This window comes from Caulobacter zeae, from assembly GCF_002858925.1.
Classification (GTDB): domain Bacteria; phylum Pseudomonadota; class Alphaproteobacteria; order Caulobacterales; family Caulobacteraceae; genus Caulobacter; species Caulobacter zeae.
On sequence record NZ_PJRS01000010.1, the window covers coordinates 190,021 to 209,548 of the forward strand.

24 protein-coding genes are annotated in these 19,528 nt (G+C 70.3%); 13 read left to right on the forward strand and 11 right to left on the reverse strand.

What is annotated here, in order from left to right:
• Nucleotides 1-77: 77 nt before the first annotated feature.
• Nucleotides 78-968 (forward strand): branched-chain amino acid aminotransferase, encoded by an 891-nt coding sequence (locus SGCZBJ_RS04430; RefSeq protein WP_101716808.1) that lies wholly within the window; start codon nucleotides 78-80, stop codon nucleotides 966-968.
• A 234-nt stretch (nucleotides 969-1,202) separates the two neighbouring features.
• On the opposite strand, the gene SGCZBJ_RS04435 is transcribed toward SGCZBJ_RS04430, so the two are convergent.
• From SGCZBJ_RS04435 to SGCZBJ_RS04475, 9 genes are all read right to left on the reverse strand, one after another.
• Nucleotides 1,203-1,862, reverse strand: a complete 660-nt coding sequence (locus SGCZBJ_RS04435) for an SAM-dependent methyltransferase (RefSeq protein ID WP_101716809.1) — start codon at nucleotides 1,860-1,862, stop codon at nucleotides 1,203-1,205.
• Nucleotides 1,863-2,082: 220 nt separating this feature from the next.
• Nucleotides 2,083-3,084 carry a tetratricopeptide repeat protein gene (locus tag SGCZBJ_RS26460; protein WP_101716810.1) on the reverse strand — a complete coding sequence of 334 codons (1,002 nt, stop codon included), beginning with the start codon at nucleotides 3,082-3,084 and terminating at the stop codon, nucleotides 2,083-2,085.
• Between the two features lie 139 nt (nucleotides 3,085-3,223).
• Nucleotides 3,224-3,637, reverse strand: coding sequence for a DUF4870 family protein (locus SGCZBJ_RS04445; protein ID WP_101716811.1), 414 nt, complete (start codon nucleotides 3,635-3,637; stop codon nucleotides 3,224-3,226).
• A gap of 6 nt (nucleotides 3,638-3,643) precedes the next feature.
• Nucleotides 3,644-4,012, reverse strand: coding sequence for a DUF4870 family protein (locus SGCZBJ_RS04450; RefSeq protein ID WP_101716812.1), 369 nt, complete (start codon nucleotides 4,010-4,012; stop codon nucleotides 3,644-3,646).
• A gap of 88 nt (nucleotides 4,013-4,100) precedes the next feature.
• Nucleotides 4,101-4,538, reverse strand: a complete 438-nt coding sequence (locus SGCZBJ_RS04455; protein ID WP_101716813.1) for an acetyltransferase — start codon at nucleotides 4,536-4,538, stop codon at nucleotides 4,101-4,103.
• A 40-nt stretch (nucleotides 4,539-4,578) separates the two neighbouring features.
• Complete coding sequence (locus SGCZBJ_RS04460) at nucleotides 4,579-5,133, reverse strand: hypothetical protein (RefSeq protein WP_101716814.1); 555 nt, start codon at nucleotides 5,131-5,133, stop codon at nucleotides 4,579-4,581.
• Entirely contained in the window at nucleotides 5,130-5,537 is a 408-nt protein-coding gene (gene folB / locus SGCZBJ_RS04465; RefSeq protein WP_101716815.1) for a dihydroneopterin aldolase, read from the reverse strand. The genes SGCZBJ_RS04460 and folB overlap by 4 nt, the downstream gene beginning before the upstream one ends.
• Before the next feature lie 12 nt (nucleotides 5,538-5,549).
• Nucleotides 5,550-6,326 carry an SDR family oxidoreductase gene (locus tag SGCZBJ_RS04470; RefSeq protein ID WP_101716816.1) on the reverse strand — a complete coding sequence of 259 codons (777 nt, stop codon included), beginning with the start codon at nucleotides 6,324-6,326 and terminating at the stop codon, nucleotides 5,550-5,552.
• 9 nt (nucleotides 6,327-6,335) lie between these two features.
• Nucleotides 6,336-7,457, reverse strand: coding sequence for an alpha/beta fold hydrolase (locus tag SGCZBJ_RS04475; protein ID WP_165799237.1), 1,122 nt, complete (start codon nucleotides 7,455-7,457; stop codon nucleotides 6,336-6,338).
• 399 nt (nucleotides 7,458-7,856) lie between these two features.
• Here SGCZBJ_RS04475 and SGCZBJ_RS04480 point away from each other — a divergent pair, with 399 nt between their 5' ends.
• The 9 genes from SGCZBJ_RS04480 (at nucleotide 7,857) to SGCZBJ_RS04520 (ending at nucleotide 14,431) form a co-directional block, all read left to right on the forward strand.
• Nucleotides 7,857-8,276: a GreA/GreB family elongation factor gene (locus tag SGCZBJ_RS04480; protein WP_101716818.1), complete on the forward strand. Its 420-nt coding sequence runs from the start codon at nucleotides 7,857-7,859 to the stop codon at nucleotides 8,274-8,276.
• Nucleotides 8,266-8,832, forward strand: a complete 567-nt coding sequence (locus SGCZBJ_RS04485) for a hypothetical protein (protein WP_101716819.1) — start codon at nucleotides 8,266-8,268, stop codon at nucleotides 8,830-8,832. Before SGCZBJ_RS04480 ends, SGCZBJ_RS04485 begins: the two co-directional genes overlap by 11 nt.
• Nucleotides 8,833-9,062: 230 nt before the next feature.
• Nucleotides 9,063-9,533, forward strand: a complete 471-nt coding sequence (locus tag SGCZBJ_RS04490; protein ID WP_101716820.1) for an NUDIX domain-containing protein — start codon at nucleotides 9,063-9,065, stop codon at nucleotides 9,531-9,533.
• 60 nt (nucleotides 9,534-9,593) lie between these two features.
• Nucleotides 9,594-10,694, forward strand: a complete 1,101-nt coding sequence (gene ychF, locus SGCZBJ_RS04495; RefSeq protein WP_101716821.1) for a redox-regulated ATPase YchF — start codon at nucleotides 9,594-9,596, stop codon at nucleotides 10,692-10,694.
• A gap of 69 nt (nucleotides 10,695-10,763) precedes the next feature.
• Nucleotides 10,764-11,594 (forward strand): hypothetical protein, encoded by an 831-nt coding sequence (locus SGCZBJ_RS04500; protein ID WP_101716822.1) that lies wholly within the window; start codon nucleotides 10,764-10,766, stop codon nucleotides 11,592-11,594.
• Nucleotides 11,591-12,586 (forward strand): hypothetical protein, encoded by a 996-nt coding sequence (locus SGCZBJ_RS04505; RefSeq protein WP_101716823.1) that lies wholly within the window; start codon nucleotides 11,591-11,593, stop codon nucleotides 12,584-12,586. The genes SGCZBJ_RS04500 and SGCZBJ_RS04505 overlap by 4 nt, the downstream gene beginning before the upstream one ends.
• A gap of 17 nt (nucleotides 12,587-12,603) precedes the next feature.
• Nucleotides 12,604-12,891: a L,D-transpeptidase gene (locus SGCZBJ_RS04510; RefSeq protein ID WP_101716824.1), complete on the forward strand. Its 288-nt coding sequence runs from the start codon at nucleotides 12,604-12,606 to the stop codon at nucleotides 12,889-12,891.
• Between the two features lie 158 nt (nucleotides 12,892-13,049).
• Nucleotides 13,050-13,748, forward strand: a complete 699-nt coding sequence (locus tag SGCZBJ_RS04515; protein WP_101716825.1) for a dienelactone hydrolase family protein — start codon at nucleotides 13,050-13,052, stop codon at nucleotides 13,746-13,748.
• Nucleotides 13,745-14,431, forward strand: coding sequence for a dienelactone hydrolase family protein (locus tag SGCZBJ_RS04520; protein ID WP_101716826.1), 687 nt, complete (start codon nucleotides 13,745-13,747; stop codon nucleotides 14,429-14,431). The genes SGCZBJ_RS04515 and SGCZBJ_RS04520 overlap by 4 nt, the downstream gene beginning before the upstream one ends.
• A gap of 5 nt (nucleotides 14,432-14,436) precedes the next feature.
• On the opposite strand, the gene SGCZBJ_RS25560 is transcribed toward SGCZBJ_RS04520, so the two are convergent.
• Nucleotides 14,437-14,598 carry a hypothetical protein gene (locus SGCZBJ_RS25560; protein WP_165799238.1) on the reverse strand — a complete coding sequence of 54 codons (162 nt, stop codon included), beginning with the start codon at nucleotides 14,596-14,598 and terminating at the stop codon, nucleotides 14,437-14,439.
• A 264-nt stretch (nucleotides 14,599-14,862) separates the two neighbouring features.
• On the opposite strand from SGCZBJ_RS25560, the gene paoA reads away from it, so the two are divergent.
• The 3 genes from paoA to paoC are packed head-to-tail and all read left to right on the forward strand — an operon-like array spanning nucleotide 14,863 to nucleotide 18,654.
• On the forward strand, nucleotides 14,863-15,507 hold the full coding sequence (gene paoA, locus SGCZBJ_RS04525; RefSeq protein WP_101716827.1) for an aldehyde dehydrogenase iron-sulfur subunit PaoA: 645 nt from the start codon (nucleotides 14,863-14,865) through the stop codon (nucleotides 15,505-15,507).
• Entirely contained in the window at nucleotides 15,504-16,454 is a 951-nt protein-coding gene (locus tag SGCZBJ_RS04530; protein ID WP_101716828.1) for an FAD binding domain-containing protein, read from the forward strand. The genes paoA and SGCZBJ_RS04530 overlap by 4 nt, the downstream gene beginning before the upstream one ends.
• A gap of 4 nt (nucleotides 16,455-16,458) precedes the next feature.
• Nucleotides 16,459-18,654, forward strand: a complete 2,196-nt coding sequence (gene paoC / locus SGCZBJ_RS04535; RefSeq protein WP_101716829.1) for an aldehyde oxidoreductase molybdenum-binding subunit PaoC — start codon at nucleotides 16,459-16,461, stop codon at nucleotides 18,652-18,654.
• A gap of 7 nt (nucleotides 18,655-18,661) precedes the next feature.
• On the opposite strand, the gene SGCZBJ_RS04540 is transcribed toward paoC, so the two are convergent.
• The gene (locus SGCZBJ_RS04540) at nucleotides 18,662-19,450 is read right to left on the reverse strand and encodes a LytTR family DNA-binding domain-containing protein (protein ID WP_240621413.1); all 789 of its coding nucleotides are present in this window, start codon (nucleotides 19,448-19,450) and stop codon (nucleotides 18,662-18,664) included.
• Nucleotides 19,451-19,528: the final 78 nt, after the last annotated feature.

A 19,528-nucleotide genomic window follows, 5' to 3' on the forward strand; every position in this document is an offset into this window, starting at 1 on the left:
CGGGCGTCCATTTCGTTTGACCTTCCGGCTCCTCGGGCGTCTAAGGACCGGGTTCCAAATAAGGAGGTCTTGGACCGATGTCTCTCGTTCCCTTCGATGATCGCGACGGATGGATCTGGCTGGATGGCCGGTTCGTTCCCTGGCGCGAGGCGAAGGTGCACGTATTGACGCACGGCCTGCACTACGCCTCGTCGGTGTTCGAGGGCGAGCGCATGTACGGCGGCGAGATCTTCAAGCTGACCGAGCATACCGAGCGCCTGTTCAAGTCGGCCGAAATCCTCGATTTCGAGATCCCCTACACGGTGGCCGAGATCGACGAGGCCTGCAAGGCGACGGCCGCCAAGAACGGCCTGTCGGACTGCTACGTGCGCCCGATCGCCTGGCGCGGCAGCGAGATGATCGGCGTTTCGGCGCAGCAGACCAGGATCCACGTGGCCATCGCCGTGTGGGACTGGCCCAGCTACTTCGACCCGGCGCTGAAGGCCAAGGGCATCCGCCTGACCTGGGCCAAGTACAATCGCCCCGACCCGAAGACGGCCCCCGTCGCCGCCAAGGCCGCCGGCCTCTACATGATCTGCACCATCTCCAAGCACGCCGCGGAGAAGGACGGCTACACCGACGCGATGATGCTGGACTACCGCGGCTACGTGGCCGAGGCGACCGGCGCCAACGTGTTCTTCGTCAAGGACGGCGTGCTGCACACGCCCAAGCCCGACTGCTTCCTGGACGGCATCACCCGCCGCACGGTGATCGAGATCGCCAAGGGCCAGGGCGTCGAGGTGGTCGAGCGCCACATCGAGAAGGAAGAGCTGGCCGGCTTCTCCGAGTGCTTCATCGTCGGCACCGCCGCCGAGGTCACCCCGGTGGCCGAGATCGGCGAATTCACCTTCACGCCCGGCAAGCTGTCGCTGGGCCTGATGGACGCCTACGCCGCCCTGGTGCGCCGCGAGGAAGTCGTCCCGGCGTAAGGCCTGGTTCGAGCTTTGAATTGAAGACCCCGGGGCGGAAACGCTCCGGGGTTTTTCTTTGGGCGAGCCGCCTTCGGACGCTGCGCCTTCAAGGAACCTCCCCCTCTGGGGGAGGCGGCCGAAGGCCGGCGGGGGGGCCGTTTTCAGCTTCCGGAACGTTGGAGACAGCAAAACTCCCCCCCAACAGATCGCTGCGCGATCGCCTCCCCCACAGGGGGAGGTTCCTCAAGCCGATCAGTCCGTCACGCCGACCGTCGCCACCAGCCAGCCGCCGCCCCACGGCGTGTTGACCACGGCCTCGTCGTGAACCTGGCCCATGGCCTTCAGCGTCCGCCAAAGGCGCAGCGGCTTCAGCGACAGCCACATGGTCAGGCCCACGGCGCCGCCGGGCGCCAGCATCGACCGATAGTGGTCGATCAGCGGCTCGACCTGCCCCAAATGCTCGATGCACTCGGAGAACACCACCACGTCGAAGGTCTCGTCGGTGCTGAACGTGCGGCCGTCGCCCAGCAGCATCTGGACCTGGCCCGAGGCGATCTCGGCCGACAGGCGCTCTTGCCCCGTCGCCACCGCCGGCTCGGAGAAGTCGACGCCCACATAGCGGGCGGGGCGGTGGTTGCGCAGGGCCTCGAAGAACACACCCTCGCCGGCCCCGATCTCGAGCACGCGGGGGCTGGGCCAGCGGTCGGCGATCATGGCCGCCAGCAACCGGTGATGATGGCGCTGGTCCGAGCGATGCAGGCGATCGTAGACGCCGTCGCGATACTCCTGGTCCCAGCGCTCGACCGGGGCGGCGCGGAAGGCCTCGCCCTTGCGCTTCTCCATCAGGTCGCCCAGCCACGGACGATCCAGCGACGCCATCTCGATGAAGCGCCGCCAGCGCAGATAGACCATGACTTCCCCCAGAGCGGGGGACGCAAGCCCCCGAAGGCGGCGGATGATGACGGGCAGAAAGCTTGGCCACAAGTCTGCGTTTCGCCCCCTTCCCCCTTGATGGGGGAAGGGTCGGGGATGGGGGTGGCGCGGCGGCTGGACCGGATACGGCGCTGCAACTTCGACCGCCGTGGTCCCCGCCCTGCCCCTCCCCCATAAAGGGGGGAGGGATCCAGGGTCTCTACCCCGCGACCCGCGCCTCGATCTCTTCCAGGCGCGCGCGTGTCGCGACCAGATCCAGGCCGAAGCGGGCCGGGTCGGCGGCGGCCAGGCGCGCGGTGACGTCGTAGCTCTCGCGGTAGAGGTCCAGGGCCCGCATGCGGTGGCCGCGATCCTCGCGCAGGTCGGCCAGCCGCTCCAGCGCCACCGACAGCGCCCGCTGCGCGCCGGGATCGGCGGCTTCGCGGCCGCCGGGCGAACGGCGCAGGGCCAGCGCCTCCTCGAAGGCGGCAAGCGCTTCGTTCAGGCGGCCTTCCGCCTCGGCGGTGTCGCCCACCCCGGCCAGGGCCCCGGCCAGAAGCTCGTCCGCCGACGGATCATTGGGCTGCGCCTTCCTGACCATACGGGCGTAGGAGACGGCCTCCTCATAGGCCTCGGCGGCGTCGTCATGACGGCCTTGGGCGGCGGCGAAGTCGCCCAGGTCGCGATAGGCGATCGTCCGTTCGCGGTCGCTTTCGGCGACCCGGACCAGCCGGGCCAGCACCCGGGCGGCCGGATTCCAGGCCTCCGAGCCGCACAGGGCCAGCATCTCGGCCCGCAGGATCTCGAACTCGGTGGCGCCGACCGGCGTCGATGCGGGCGCGGCTTGAACGGCGGGAGCGATCGTCATGGGCGCCGCTATAGCCGAAACCGGCGCGGCGGGCTCGGGCCGATCCATCTGAGGCCCGTCCATCTGGGGCCCGTCCATGTCGAAGGGTTTGGTCAGGGAACGCTCGCCCCCGCGAGCGCTCCCTTTCCTGCGTCGCGTCCCCCGACGCGACGTCCCCTTGCGGGGCAGCAGGGCGGCGACGAGAAGGATTCCCCCCAACGTCATCGCCGCCCAGCCGGCGGTCGTCCGATGCGGCTCGAACGGGCCGAGATCCCAGCTTAGGGCCCACGTCCCCAGCGTGCCCAGGCCTGAGATCACGTATCCCGACGTCGTCAGGATCAGCCCCAAGATGATCCCTACGATGCGAGCCAGCATGTCGCCCCCTCCACGACTTACTTCCGCCAGGGGCGGAAAGTCATAGGACCGGGCGACCGGCGTCGAGCATACTCGCCCGTCAGGGGAACGTTGATAACCTGGAAGTCGCCCGCGCGGGCGCCGACGGCCGTTCCTGCCTCTAAATCAACCACGTGCGCGGCCTGGGATAGGCTTCGCCGCGCACGAGGAAGGCGATTCCGGCGATGCAACGGACGACGAACCAGAGGCTGATCGCCGAGATGATCGCCACCCCCGCGATGATCATCGGCACGCCGATCAGCACCAGCGACAGCGGGATGCCGAACAGCACCAGCGCCCCGCCGAGCAGGAACCAGGCGATCGACAGCCAGAAGGTGCGGATCGCGAACGTATAGTGGCTCTCGTTGATCGGCCCGGCCTGGCCGCGCTGCACGTAGGCGACGATCAGGCCGATGAAGAAGGTCAGGCCGTTGCTGAAGCCCAGCAGGTAGAGGCCGTAGACAACGGCTGGGACGATCTTGTCCTCGGAGTGGCGCTCGACCTGCGGGGCGACGGAGGGGGCAAGGTCGCTCATCGGGCCTCAGAGCATCCAGTTGCGGGGCGTCGGATAGGCCTCGCCCTTCAGCAGCCACGACAGGCCGACGATCGCGCGCACGGTCACCCAGATGCCCACGGCGATCAAGATCAGGGCGCCGATGCCGATGATCAGGGTCAGCACGCCGACCAGGCCGAACAGCAGCGACAGCCAGAAGGTGCGGATCTGGAAGACATAGTGGCTCTGCAGCCATTCGGGCGCCGAGGCCTTGGAGACATAGGCCAGGATCACGCCGATGACCGGCGAGATGCCCGTCACCCAGCCGGCGATGTAGCAGGCATAGGCGATGATCGGCAGGGTCTTGTCGTCCTGCGGGGTGGGCGGGACGGCGGGGTCGGGCTGAACGTCGGTCACGGGCTTCCTGGATCGAGAGGCGATGTTTGACGGATGCTCGCCAAAAACGCGCGCCGATGCAAATGAAGCTTAGGAAAGGACGGCCTAGTCAGCCACCCCTGCGCAGATGCACCAACGGATAGGCCCGCCCCTGCCCGTCGACGGGCGAGCGGCCGGTGACCGTAAAGCCCATCCGCTCGTAGAAGCCCACGGCCTGGGCGTTCTGTTCGTTGACGTCGGTGGTCAGGGTCGACTGCGTGGCCAGGGCCAGGGTCACCAGGTTGCGGCCCACGCCGGTTCCGCGATGGTCGGGATCGACGAACAACGCCTGCATGTGCGCGCCGTCCAACAGCATGAAGGCGACGGCGACGTCGGCCTCGTCGACGGCCACCCACATGGGCGCGGTCGGCAGGAAGGCCTGGACCTCGGCCTCGATGGCGATGCGGTCCTCGGGCGACAGGAAATCGTGGGTGGCGTCGACCGCGCGGCGCCAGATCTCGACAATGCGCTCGCCGTCGTCGGGGAAGGAGGGTCGGTAGCTGATCATGGCGTCGGAGGTAGAGCGCCCAGCGGGTCGCGGCAAGGCCTCAGGGCAGCCAGCGCGCCGGCAGGTCGTGCGGGTCCAGCGCCTCGCCCCGGGGCAACCAGGGCAGGCCCGCGAAGATCAGCAGCAGCAGGAAGCCCATGCGCGCGGCCAGGTCGATGGCCATGCCCCGCATCGACGACGAGATCGCCAGCAGCAGCAGCGCCCCCATCCCCACCGCCAGCAGGCCGATGACCAGGGTCGTGGCGTCGCGCAGCTTGAAGCCGGCGGTCTCGAACCGGGCGTGCGGCGACAGGTCGGCGCCGACGGCGGCGATGGCCCGCGCGAGCAGGGAAAAGCTTTCCAGCCGATCCTCGTAGGCGCCAGGGCCGCGCCAGCTCTGCGAGGCGATGGCCAAGCGCTGGCGGCCGAAGCTCAGCACCAGGGCGCGCCGGCGACCGCCGCCGCGCGGCATGGCCAGGCGGAAGCGGCGAAGATGGGCCAGGTCGAAGCGGCGTTCGCGTGCGCCGCGGCGCTCCACCAGCGTCCCGCCCTCCAGGCTCCAGGCCGTTTCGGGCTGGAACGGAGCCAGGCGGGCGCTATGGGAAAGGCCGGTCACCCGCGGACGGCGGTGATCTCGACGCCGGCGGCGGCGGCGTGCGGGGCCAGGGCCAGGGGCTTTTCGACCCGCACCCGGGCGCGGGTGACGCGATGGTCGTCGAAGCAGGCCTGGGCCAGGCGCTCGGCGAAGGTCTCGACCAGGTCGATATGGCCGGCGGCGGCGATGTCCTGGGCGGCGGTTCGGATGGTCTCGTAGTTCACCGTGTCGCCCAGCTGCTCGCAGTGGCTGGCGGCGACGTCAAGCTCGACGTCGATGACCAGCGGCTGCACGCGGCCGTGCTCGTGGTCGTAGACGCCGATCTCGGCTTCGACCTTGAGGCCGCGCACGAAGACCTTCGTGACGATGATCTTGGCGAGAACGGGCGCCGGGAACGGCGTTTCGGAGAGGGGGGAGGCGGACAAGGGCGGGGGCCTTCAGGAACCTAGGACGTCGGGCGTGCGCCAGGCCAGGTGCTGGCCGCCGTCGACCGCGATCATCTGGCCCGTGACCGACGGCGCGTCAATGAGATAGCGCATCGCGGCCGCCAGTTCGGCCGGATCCACGGGACCGCCCAGGGGCGTGGCCGCGGCCTCGGCCTCGAACTCGCCGGGCGCCTGGTGGATCGAGGCCAGCACCGGCCCGGGGCCGATCGCATTGACGCGGATCGCCGGCGCCAGGTCCTGGGCCAGGGTGCGCGTCACCCACCACAGGCCCGCCTTCGAGACGCTGTAGCTGAAGAACTGCGGATTGGGTTTGAGCACCCGCTGGTCGACCAGATTGACCACCAGCCCCTTCGCATCAGCCGGCAGGGCGGCGGCGAAGGCCTGGGCCAGCAGCACCGGCGCGCGCAGGTTGGCGTCCATGTGAAGGTTCCAGCTGTCGGCGGTCAAGCCTCCAACCCGGTCGTCCTCGAAGGTCGAGGCCGAGTTGACCAGCAGGGTCAGCGGCCCGATCGCCCGCGACGCCGCCCCGACCAGGGCCTCGCCGATATCCGGATCGGCAAGCTCGCCCGGCACGGCGACCGCCCGGCGGCCCAGCCCCGTGATCTCGGCCACCACCGCCTCGGCCTCGTTCCGCGCGGTGCGGTAGTGCACCGCCACGTCATACCCCGCCCGCGCCGTCTCCAGCGCCAGCACCCGCCCGATGCGCCGTCCCGCGCCGGTGACGAGCGCGCCGCCGCGCGGGGATGGGGTGAGCGAAGAGCTGGACATCCAGCCTTCCTACTTCGCCAGCTTCTCCACCGCCAGCGGGCGCACCTCTTCGACCAGTTCGACCAGGAACTTGCCTGGCTCTTCGTGCGGCGGCAGGTGGGCGGAGTGCTCGAACCAGACGAGCTCTTTCTTCGAGGCTTTCAGCCGCGTCAGCCACGGCTCGATCACCGACGAGGGCGTGGTGATGTCGTGGCGGCCCAGGAACATGAAGACCGGGAACTTCGTCGCCGCGATCTTCGTGTGGTCCACCTCGGCCATGTCGGGCAGCAGGGCCGGCACCGACAGCTGGCCGCCCTGGTCGATGGCCAGGCGGTCGGCGTAGTCGTAGAGCGGCGACAGGCGGGCGGCGCGGAAATAGAAGTCGGCGTTGTCGCGATAGGCGGCGAGGCCCCCGTAGGCCATCACCCATTTGCGCACGACATTGACCTTGGCGAACGGGATCTCGCCGTCGCCGGGATAGGGCGCCAGGGCCTTCAGCTCGGCCAGCGCCGCCTCGTCCTTGCGCTCGGCGGCGATCTTCAGCAGGGCTTCATACTGGGCCGCCTCGTTGGCGCGCAGGGATAACAGCGGGCCGACGCCGACATAGGCAGCCACCAGGTCCGGCCGGGCCATGGCCGCGTCGAGCGCGATGACGTTGCCCCACGAGTGGCCGAGCAGGATCACCTTGCGCGCGCCGACACGGGTCCGGACGTCGTCGATCAGGGCCAGGAGGTCCCTGGTCATCTGGGCCCGCGACAGGTGGGCGCGGTTGGCCGCTTCGCCGGCCGAGCGCAGGGTCTTGCCCGCGCCCGGCTGGTCCCACTGGACGACGGTGAAATAGTCCTCCCAGCCCTGCTGGTAGGGCCAGGACCGGCCCATCTCGGTCGCACCCGGGCCGCCGTGGACATAGATGATCACCGGATTGGCCTTGTCGGCCCCACGGATCGACACCCACTGCGGCAAGCCGTTCAGGTTCACCTGTTCCAGCAGTTGGATCCCGTTCGGCGTCACGATCTTCTGGCGATCGGCGATCATCGCCCGGGCGGTGGCGTAGTGGGCCTCGGTCGGCGGCGGCGCATTGGGGTCCTGGGCCAGGGCGGGACCGGCCAGCAGGGCGGCGGCGACAAGGGCGGCCGACAGACGACGGAACATGGAAGCGACTCTCCGGGCGCGAAGGACCACGCCCCGGTTTAGCCGCCGCCGGGCGCTTCGGCGACCCACGTCGCGCGAACAGCGATTGCCGCCACCTGCCTGATTTGACAGCAGCGCTGCCTGACCTATGATGCCGCCACCATGTATCGCATCGAATTCTTCAATCGCGAGCAGCATAGGGCGGGCCACCTCATCGCAGGAGCCTAGTCCCGAGCCCCTATCGACGCGCCTGCGCCGGGCTCGGGACGAAAATCACATCGACAACAGCGTTGCGCAAGACTTCGACACATAACCGGTCGAGGTCCAGAAAACTTGCGCGCATACCCGCATTACTACGGCGCGCGGCCGAGGGCTGCGACGCCGCGCCATGCCACATGGCCAAACGCCAGGAGCGCTTCGATGCCCGCCTCCCCGCCTGTCCCCCCATTTGACTCCAAACGCGATCCGCGTCCGCCGATCACCGTCTGCGCCGAGGACTACGACGCCCTCGCCGCCCTGGTGGCCCATGCCAGCGCCGCGCCGGGCCAGGCCCTGCTGGCCGTCGAGCTCGAGCGCGCCGCCGTGGTCGAGGGCGCCCTGGCCGCCAACCGCGTGCGGCTGGGCTCGGAGGTCGACTATCACGACCTGGACCGCGACCGGATGCGCACCATCCGCCTGGCCTTGCCGCACGAGGCCAGCATCGACGAGCACCGGGTGTCGGTCACCGCCCCGATCGGGGCCGCGCTGCTGGGCCTCAAGCCCGGCCAGCGGTTCTCGTGGGCGGAAGCCGGCGGCCGGGTCCGCTCGATCAAGGTGCTGGCGGTGCGCAATGACGGCTGACGACGCGCCGGGCCCCTGCCCCAGCCCCGGCCACGGCCTGAGCACCGCCGCCGCGGCCGCCCTGCTATCTGCGGCCGACCATGTGGAACAGGCCTCGTCCGGCGCCACGCCGCGCGAGGCCGCCACCCGCCTGTCGCTGCACGCCGAGGACCTGGCCCATTCGCCGGTGGCCCGCGACCAGCTTCTGAGCCGCGCCCTGGAACTGGCGGCCGGCGACCTTGCCGAGGGCCGTCGCCCGCTGGCCCACTGGCCGCTGTTCTTCGCCGAGGAGATGACGCCGTCGCTTGAGGCCCGCGAGGACGTGCGCGCCTGGGTGCTGGCCGGGGCCGACCCGATGCTGGCCGACGGCGAGGCGGTGGCCGAGGCCGTCGAGGCCCGGGCCGTGCGCGATCTGGGCGACGCCTTCGAGACGGCGCGCGGCCTCACCCGCCGCCTGCGCGTCGAGGCCTGGCTGCAGCTGGCGCTGTGGGACGACCCCCGCATCCCGGCTAATGCCGAGACCCGCTTCCTGATGCGCGCCGGAGGCCGGCGGCTGATGGCGCGGGTGCGGGATTAGGGAGAGCGAGCGCGGCGGGGAACCGCCGCGCGGACTGGATCAGTCGATGCGGCCGAACTCGAAGGCGTTCAGGCCGACGATGACGCCCAGGAAGATGGCGATGATCAGGATCGCGAGCATGTTGGCGCCGCTCCGGCTTGGTTGTTGTTTCCTCGCCTCCGGCTTTAGCGGCCAATGTTCGGTGGAGCAAGGCCTGCCCCTCGCCGCCGAAACAGCCTAGCCTGCACGCCATGCTCTGGCGCCGTAAAGTCGAACCCTACACCCGTCCCTTCATCTATGCCTGGTTCCGCATGACCCGCGGCCTGACGCTGGGCGTGCGCGGCCTGGTCACCGACGCGGAAGGCCGCGTGCTGATGATCCAGCACACCTATGTCCCCGGCTGGTACCTGCCTGGCGGCGGGGTCGAGCGCGGCGAGGTCGCCGAGACCTCGCTGGTCCGCGAGATGCAGGAAGAGGCCGGCGTGCGCGTCATCGGCCGCCCCACCCTGCTGTCGGTGCACAGCAACGAGCCGCGCCATCCCGGCGACCACGTCCTCTTCTACCGCGTCCACGCCTGGGAGCCGTGCGAGGCGGCGCAGCAGGGCGAGATCCACGAGATCGGCTGGTTCCACCCCGACGCCCTGCCCGACGACGTCACCGACGCCACCCGCCAGCGCGTCGCCGAGGCCCTGAAGGGCGCGGACGTCGATCCGATGTGGTGAGGGCGGACTTCCGGCGCGATCCGTGCTAAGCGCCCGCCCAACGAAATTCACGAGAGTTCCATGGCCCTGAAAGTCGCCATCGTCGGCCTGCCCAACGTCGGCAAGTCCACCCTGTTCAACGCCCTGACCCAGACGGCGTCGGCCCAGGCCGCCAACTATCCGTTCTGCACCATCGAGCCGAACACCGGCGACGTGGCCGTGCCGGAAGCGCGCCTGAACGCCCTGGCCGCCATCGCCGGCTCCAAGGAAATCATCCCGGCCCGCATCAACTTCGTCGACGTCGCCGGCCTGGTGCGCGGCGCGTCGAAGGGTGAGGGCCTGGGCAACCAGTTCCTGGCCAACATCCGCGACTGCGACGCCGTGGCCTTCGTGGCCCGCTGCTTCGAGGACGGCGACATCACCCACGTGGAAGGCCGCATCGACCCGATCGCCGATCTCGAGATCATCGAGATGGAGCTGATGCTGGCCGACCTGGAAAGCCTGGAAAAGCGCCTGCCCAACGTCGAGAAGCGCGCCAAGAGCGGCGGCGACAAGGAAATGATCGCCACCCTGCGCCTGATCAACCTGGCGCTCGAACAGCTGCGCGCCGGCCGTCCGGCCCGCGCCGCGACGATCGACAAGGAAGACGCCAAGGCCTGGGCCATGCTGCAGCTCCTGACCTCGCTGCCGGCCCTCTACGTCTGCAACGTCGACGAAGCCAGCGCCGACAAGGGCAACAAGTTCTCCGACCTGGTGGCCGAGCGCGCCAAGACCGACAACGCCAAGAGCGTGGTCATCTCGGCCCAGATCGAGAGCGAGATCGCCCTGCTGGACGAAGCCGAGCGCACCGAGTTCCTCGAGACCCTGGGCCTGGAAGAACCGGGCCTGAACCGCCTGATCCGCGAGGCCTACAAGCTGCTGGGCCTGCAGACCTACTTCACGGTCGGCCCCAAGGAAGCCCGCGCCTGGACGATCCCCGTGGGCGCCACCGGCCCGCAGGCGGCCGGCGTGATCCACACCGACTTCGAGAAGGGCTTCATCCGCGCCGAGACCATCGCCTACGAGGACTACGTCAAGCTGAACGGCGAGGCGGGCGCCAAGGAAGCCGGCAAGATGCGTTCGGAAGGCAAGGAGTACGTCGTCAAGGACGGCGACGTGATGCACTTCCGCTTCAACGTTTGATTGCGGACTTGAAATAGTTCGCGTTTCAGCCAAGCTTCACCGCAATTGTTCGGGGGAGCTTGGCTTAGCGTGAAATCAGTATCGTTCGGGCGCGCCGCTTGGGTTGGCGGCGCCCTGCTGGCGGCCCTCGCCGCCGTCGGCGGCCAGGCCGCCGCCCAGACCCGCACCCAGTCAGCCAGCTACGTCATCCTGCCGGCGACCGCGCCCGAGGGCGTGCAGGTCGCCAAGAAGGGCGAGCCGCTTCTCGTGCAACAGGCCGTCGCGCCGCGCGCCGCGCGCCTGACCGCCCAGGCGACCCTGGGCAGCGGCAAGAAGGCCACCGTCTTCCCCGTCGGCGCCAAGATGTTCGGCGTGCCCTCGCAAGGCGGCTTCGCCTACTGCGCTGTGTCCGAGGGCAAGCGCTGGTGGTCCAGCGCCGCCTTCTCGTGCTTCGAGGACGTCGACGCCGATGGCGACTTCGACCAGGTGCGGCCGTCGGGCTCGCCGTTCATGAACGTGGCCCTGTTCGTGTTCACCCTGGGCGCGCCCAAGCCGCTGGAGACCTCGGTCGCCTACGAGCGCACGCCCTATGCCGAAGGGCCCTCGGTCGACTTCGGCCTGATCTGGAACGCCCAGGCCCCACGGGCCAAGGAGGGCGAGCCGACCAAGCCCGGCACGGTGACCGTCCAGCCGGCCTTCGAGAGCCCCTTGGGCTTTCAGCCCATCCGCAACGGCGGTGCCACGCGCCCGCTGCAAGGTGAGGACAAGCCGGCCAGCATCACGGTCCGCGGCTCGCGCATCGAAGTGCTGGGACTGACCCCCGAAGGCGACTTGCTCTACCGCGTTCTCGAGACCATCCCTCCGCAGGTCGACCGCGTGACGCTGTCGATCACCACCACGACCACCTACGTGTACCGATGAGCCGCTCGATCCCCGCCATCCTGCTGGTCGCCGCAGGCCTCGCCTCCGCCGGCCTGACCGCTCTGCCCGCCACCGCCCAGCAGGCCAAGCCAGCCGCCCCGCCGCTGGCCATTCCCCCGGTCCAGCGCGAGCCGCTGAAGATCGCGCCGGCCAACCGGCCCACGCCGGCGGCGCCGATCCGGTTCCAGCTTCCCAAGACCTGGGACGACCTGCCCCCCAGCGTGCAGCAGAGCCTGACGCCCATGCTCGACAAGGCGCCGCCGCAGTCGCGGCTGGTGGTCGAGCAGGCCCTCGAGCCGCTCGCCGCCCGCTCGGTCGACCAGCGCACCGTGATCGGCGTACAGGTGGTGCGGCCCGCGCCCGGCGTGACCCTGACCAAGACGCCCGACGAAAAGCCCCGCCTGGGCGCCGCCGGCGAGGCGCTGTGGCCGGCCGTGATCGACGGCCGCACCATCTACTGCCGTCGCCAGAAGCCGGCGGCGGGCGACGTCTATTGCTTCGCCGACAAGGACGACGACGGACGCTTCGAGACCCTGACCCGGGCCTACGCCGACAGCCTGCGTCCCGGCAGCGTCTTCCAGATCACCGAGCCGGGGCGCCCCGAGAAGCTCCTGGCGCCGGCGCCCTACACCAAGTCCGGAGCGACCGCGCCGTTCACCGAACTGCTGGGCCTGCGCTATGGCGGCCCGGTGCAGGGCAGGATCTCGCCCGACGGCAAGCTGCGCAACGGCGTGGTCGAGTTCCAGGTCGTCGCCGGCGCCAGCCGCGACGCCCTTTTCGACGGCGACGCCCAGATCGTCGAAATCGAGGACGGCAAGGGCGAACTGATCCTCGGCGCCTATCGCATCGAGATCTCCGACGTGACGATCGACGGCCCCGCCACGGTGCGGCTGATCTCGGGCATGGCCCCGGGCGAAACCATGCTGTCGCCGCCGCTCGGCAAGGAGGACGTGGTCAGGATGCTGCGCGAAAGGCTGGGCGCGACGGACTAAGGCGGGGAGGTCTTCATATGCGCCCCGTTCTCGCCGCCCTCGCGGTCCTGGCCCTGGCCGGCTGCGGCGCGACGGCGGCCCAGCCGCCGGCCGTCGGGGGCTCGGTGGACCGCATCGTTGTCGAGAAGGCCGCCCACCGCATGAGCCTCTACGCCGGCGACCGGCTCGTGCGGACCTATTCGATCTCGCTGGGCGGCGGGGGCCTGGCGCCCAAGATCCGCGAGGCGCTGCGGAGCGCTATTCATCGCCGCGCGCCGCACCTGTTCACCGACCGCTCGCCAAAGGCGGCGTGGGCCATCCGCTGAACGTGGCCGGGCAGGCGAAGACCTGCCGGACATGATCCGCGCCCTGGCCCCGCACGTCCGGCTGTTGGAGTTCGACGACGGCGCGCCTTGACCGGAAGGGCGGCGCGGTTCTGGATGCGCGCGCCTGACCAAGGCGCCTCGAAGACGCCGGAGATCCCATGTCGCAGACCCTGACCCTGACCTCCGCCATCGATGGCTTCGAATTCTCGGCCCTCGGCGTGCAACCCGAAGGTCCGCGCAAGGGCGGGGTGGTGGTGATCCAAGAGATCTTCGGCCTGGACCAGTACGTGCAGGCCGACCTCGCGCGCTGGGCCGCGCGCGGCTACGAGGCCATCGCGCCGTCGCTGTTCGACCGCGTCACCCCCGGCTATGTCGCCGAACACGACCCGGAAGGCTTCCAGAACGGCGTCGCCGCCGTCGGCAAGGTGGGCATGCCGGCCATGCTGTCGGACATCCAGGCCTGCATTGACGCCCTGAAGGACAAGGGCCCGGTGTTCGCCGTCGGCTACTGCATGGGCGGCTCGCTGGTGTGGCTGGCGGCCTCGAAGCTGGAAGGCCTGGCGGCGGGCTCCAGCTATTACGGCAGCCAGGTGCGGGCCAACGCCGCCCTGCCGCTGCACTGTCCGGTGATCGTCCACCTCGGCGCCCAGGACGCCCACATCGACGCCGAGGCGACCAAGGCCGCCATCTGGACGACGCACCCCGATGTGCCGGTCCATGTCTACGAAGCCAGCGGCCACGGCTTCAACAACGACGGCCGCCCCGACAGCGATCTGGCCGACGCCGAGCTGGCGCGCGAACGCACCGTGGCCCTGTTCGAGGAAATCGCCGCTTCCCTGGAAGGCGCCCCCGCATGAGCGCCGCCGGAACCCGCATCGCCCTGTGCGACCGCGAAGGCGGCCCGCTGTCGGCCTTCCACGTCCGGCCGGGCGAGGCCCGGCGCGGCGGCCTCGTCGTGCTGCACGCCATCTGGGGGATCACCCCGCACATCCGCGAGTTCAGCGAAAGCCTGGCCGAGCACGGCTACGAGGTGATCGCCCCCGACCTGCTGGACAGCGCCGACGCGCCCTGGCCCGAGCACAACACCGATCCTGCGACCCTCGACCAGCGCATGGCGCTGGGCGAGCAGGCCGGCTGGGGCGCGGCCAGCGTTCCGCGCGTCCAGGCCGCCATCGACGCGCTGGAGGGGCCGGTGTTCGTCCTGGGCTTCTGCTTCGGCGGCACCACCGCCTGGCTCTCCGCCACTCGCGCCCACGGCCTTACGGCGGTCTCGTGCTTCTATGGCGGTGACATCGTGCGCTATCGCGACGAGACGCCGAAGGTCCCGACCATCCTGCACTTCGGCAAGACCGACGAGATGATCCCCCCGGCCGACGTGGCGGCCATCGTGGCGGCCCATCCCGACCTGCCGATCTTCCAGTACGACGCCGGCCACGCCTTCGTCGCCCCCAGCGGCCATCACGCCGACAGCGCCCGCCTGTCGATGCTGCGCACGTTGCAGCTCTTCCAGCGCTCAGGCGGGAGCAAGGGCGAGGCGTAAGGGCCCTAGGTCGCCTCCACCGCATAGAACGTGTTGAAGCCGACGAACATCGCCACGGCCAGCACGGCGATGATGATGGCGATCACGGCCAGCGCCTTGACGTGCTTGCGCCTGACCGGCTTGGGCTGCTGGTCTGGGTGAATGTCGGGCTTGGTGTCGAGGTCCATGCGATCTCCATCTGGTTCGCCAGGACAACGCCGCGATCGCTCCGATCGCTCCGATCGCTCCGAGGCGTCCGCCGCAACGCGCGAAACCCGATCTGGATTGTTGAGCAGGGCTCAACACCCCATGCACCGCCAGGCGGCTAATGCGCCGTCCCCGCCGCTGTTACGCTTCGCCTCTTTCGCTGGGCCGACACCCGCGACGAAACCGCCCGCGCGCCCAGCCGCTTAGATCGCGGCCCCTTGGCGCGTGGAGGACCGGAGGATGGGATGGCGATACTCGAAGACCTTCAGCTTTCCAGGCGCGAAGTGATGGCGACCGGCGCCGCGGTGGGCGTTGCGGCCGCCCCGGGCGCGGCCGGCGCCGCGCCCGTCGAACCAGGGCCTTCGCTGATGAAGGTGTCCTTCACGGTCAACGGCCAGCGCCAGACCCTGGAGCTGGACACCCGCACCACCCTGCTGGACGCCCTGCGCGAGCACCTGAAGCTGACCGGCAGCAAGAAGGGTTGCGACCACGGCCAGTGCGGCGCCTGCACGGTCATCGTCGACGGCCGGCGGATCAATTCCTGCCTGTCGCTGGCGGTGATGCACGAGGGCGACGAAGTCACCACCATCGAGGGCCTGGGCAGCCCTGAAAAGCTGCACCCGCTGCAGGCGGCCTTCGTCAGGCATGACGGCTACCAGTGCGGCTACTGCACGCCGGGCCAGATCTGCTCGGCAAAGGCGGTGCTCGACGAGATCAAGGCCGGCGTGCCCAGCCACGTCACCGCCGACCTCAACGCCAAGGTCCAGTTCAGCGAAGACGAGCTGCGCGAGCGCATGAGCGGCAACATCTGCCGCTGCGGGGCCTATTCCAACATCGTCGCGGCCGTGGCCGAAGTCGCCGGAGGCCCTATCCTGGGTAAAGGGGCATGAGGGCCTTCACCTACGAGCGCGCCAAAAGCCCGCGCGAAGCAGCCGCGGCCGTCGCCGCCGACCCGACCGCCCGCTTCATCGCCGGCGGCACCAACCTGCTCGACCTGATGAAGCTGGAGATCGAGACGCCCGCGCGCCTGGTGGACGTCAATGACCTGAAGCTGGACGAGATCACGCCCACCAAGGACGGCGGCCTGCGCATCGGGGCCCTGGTGCGCAACACCGACCTGGCCGCCGACAAGCGGGTGCGCAAGGACTATGGCGTGCTGTCGCGGGCCCTGCTGGCCGGCGCTTCGGGCCAGTTGCGCAACAAGGCCACCACCGCCGGCAACCTGCTGCAGCGCACCCGGTGCCCGTATTTCTACGACACCAACATGCCCTGCAATAAGCGCACCCCCGGCGCGGGTTGCGCGGCGATCGGCGGCTTCACCCGCAGTCTCGCGGTGCTGGGCGCCAGCGAGGCCTGCATCGCCACCCACCCCAGCGACATGGCCGTGGCCCTGCGGGTGCTGGACGCCGCCGTCGAGACCGTGACCCCGGACGGGACCGAGCGCTCCATCCCGATCGCCGAGTTCCACCGCCTGCCGGGGCAGACGCCCCATGTCGAGACGGCCCTGGCGCGCGGCGAACTGATCACTGCGGTCACCCTGCCCAAGCCCATCGGCGGGGTTCACGCCTATCGCAAGGTGCGCGACCGGGCCTCCTACGCCTTCGCGCTCGTCTCGGTGGCCAGCGTGATCCACAAGGACGGCGGCGGCCGCATCGCCCTGGGCGGCGTCGCCCACAAGCCCTGGCGGGTGGAGGCGGCGGAAAGCTCATTGCCGCGCGGCGCGAAAGCCGTCTCCGAGGGCCTGCTAGCCGGCGCCCGCACCACCACCCAGAACGCGTTCAAGCTGACCCTGGCCGAGCGCGCCATCGGCGCGGCCGTCACCGAAGCGAGGGGTTGAGGCCATGAAGTTCGACACCCCAGCCACCACCAATCCGATCGACCAGCTGAAGGTGATCGGCAAGCCGCTCGACCGCATCGACGGGCCGCTGAAGACCACCGGCCGCGCGCCCTACGCCTATGAGCGCCACGACGCGATCCCCGACATCGCCTACGGCTACGTGGTCGGGGCGGCGATCGCCAAGGGCCGCATCACGTCGATGGACCTCTCGCGCGCCAAGGCCGCGCCGGGGGTGCTGGCGATCGTCACCGCCGCCGAGGCCGGCAAGCTGGCCAAGGGCGACTTCAACACCGCCATGCTGCTGGGCGGACCCGAGATCCAGCACTACCACCAGGCCGTCGCCATCGTCGTGGCCGAGACCTTCGAACAGGCCCGCGCCGCCGCCGGCCTGGTGAAGGTGGACTACGAGCGCGCCAAGGGGACCTTCGACCTGGCCTCGGCCAAGGACGGGGCGACCAAGCCCAAGGACGGCGGCCCCGACAGCGCGGTCGGCGACTTCGAGGCCGCCTTCGCCGCCGCGCCGGTGAAGCTGGACGAGACCTACACCACCCCCGACCAAGGCCATGCGATGATGGAGCCACACGCCAGCATCGCCGCCTGGAAGGGCGACAAGCTGAGCCTGTGGACCTCGAACCAGATGATCGCCTGGGGCGCCGGCGACGTCGCCAAGACCCTGGGCGTCCCGCGCGAGAACGTGCGGCTGATGTCGCCGTTCATCGGCGGCGGCTTCGGCGGCAAGCTGTTCGTGCGGGCCGACGCGATCCTGGCGGCCCTCGGCGCCAAGGCGGCGGGACGGCCGGTGAAGGTGGCCCTGACCCGGCCCTTCATGTTCAACAACACCACCCACCGGCCGGCGACCATCCAGCGCATCCGCATCGGGACCGACCGCGCCGGCAAGATCACCGCCATCGGCCACGAGAGCTGGTCGGGCGACCTGCCCGGCGGCGGGCCGGAGACGGCCGTGCAGCAGACCCGCCTGCTCTATGCGGGCGAGAACCGCATGACCAAAACCCGGCTGGCGGTGCTGGACCTGCCGGAGGGCAACGCCATGCGCGCGCCCGGCGAGGCGCCCGGACTGATGGCGCTGGAGGTGGCGGTCGACGAGCTGGCCGAGAAGCTGGGGATCGACCCCGTCGAGTTCCGGGTGCTCAACGACACCCAGGTCGATCCGGAAAAGCCCAGCCGGCCGTTCTCGCAGCGGCGGCTGAACGAGTGCCTGCGCACCGGCGCCGACAAGTTCGGCTGGAGCCGCCGGGCCAAGCCCGGCCAGGTGCGCGACGGCCGCTGGCTGGTCGGCATGGGCGTTGCGGCGGCCTTCCGCAACAACCTCGTCATGAAGTCGGCCGCCCGCGTGCGGCTGGAGACCAGCGGCGTCGTCACCGTCGAGACCGACATGACCGACATCGGCACCGGGAGCTACACCATCATCGCCCAGACCGCGGCCGAGATGATGGGCGTGCCGCTGACCCGCGTGAACGTCCGTCTGGGCGACTCGTCGTTCCCGGTCTCGGCCGGTTCCGGCGGCCAGTGGGGCGCCAACAGCTCCACCGCCGGGGTCTACGCGGCCTGCGTGAAGCTGCGCGAGGCCGTGGCCGGCAAGCTGGGCCTGGATGCCGCCCAGGCGCAGTTCGCCGACGGCCGGGTGAAGGTAGGCAATCAGAGCCTGCCGCTGGAACAGGCCGCCGCCTCGGGCCCGGTCACCGCCGAGGACTTCATGGAGTACGGCGACCTCACCAAGACCCACCAGCAGTCGACCTTCGGCGCCCACTTCGTCGAGGTCGGCGTCGACGCCGACACCGCCGAGATCCGCATCCGCCGGATGCTGGCCGTCTGCGCGGCGGGCCGGATCCTCAATCCGAAATCGGCCCGCAGCCAGGTGATCGGCGCGATGGTCATGGGCGCCGGCGCGGCCCTGATGGAGGAGTTGGTCGTCGACAAGCGTATCGGCTTCTTCGTCAACCACGACCTGGCGGGCTACGAGGTGCCGGTGCATGCCGATATCCCGCACCAGGAGGTGATCTTCCTGGACGAGACCGACCCGATGTCGTCGCCGATGAAGGCCAAGGGCGTGGGCGAACTGGGCATCTGCGGCGTCGGCGCGGCGGTGGCCAACGCCATCTACAACGCCACCGGCGTGCGGGTGCGCGAGTACCCGGTGACCCTGGACAAGCTGCTGGAGAAGATGCCCGTCCTGGCGTGAGGCGGGCCTAAAACCAGCCTGCTTCCTTCAGCACCGGCGCGTGGGTGCGGCTGACAGGTGCGACGAGGCCGCCGGCGAGGCTGGCCTCGCCCGCCCCGCGCCGCCAGCGCACCGCCTCGACCGCCTCGGCCGCAATCCACCACGAGCGGTGGACGCGCCAGCCGTGCGCCTGCGCCAGCTCTTCCAGGGCCTCGCTGAAGCGCAGGGTGATCATCTCGACGCCGGCGTCGGTGTGCACCTTCAGGTAGTGGTCGTGCGCCTCGACCGCGATCAGCCGCGCCGTCCGGCGCTTGGCCGACAGACGCCGGCGGAAGACCGCCTCGGCCTCGGGCAGGGGCGCGGCGATGACCGTCCGCGTCTCGATCCTCGGCGCCGCCCGCCGCCAGGCCAGGGCCCGCACCACCATCACCGCCAGCGAGATCGGCCACACCTGCCACAGCAGGCGCACATAGCCGTGCGGCTTGACCGCGCCGCCCATGACCAGGTGCTCGGTCGTCAGCACGAACAGCGACACCAGCGGCGTCATCAGCACCGAGACCACGATCACCCGCGGCCAGGTCGCGGGCACGAGCCGGCGGAGCCCGGCGTCCACGCCGATGCCGATCAGCCCGCCGCCGACCATGCAGATCATCCAGTAGACATAGCGCTGCACCACGGGCGCGCGCTCCGAGGCGAAGGGCCCGAGGAACCCCATCACCAAGCCGATCGCCACCAGCATGGCGAGGTCTATCGCCCACCGCCGCGCGGCGAGGTTTCCGCCCGCCCTGTCCGTCCAGCTGTCCATCCCGCTGTCCATGCCGCTGTCCATGCCGTCCCGTTCGCGCAGCCCCGGCGCCGTTCGCGAAGCAAGGCCTAGCGAGCCGCCGGCCGTCCG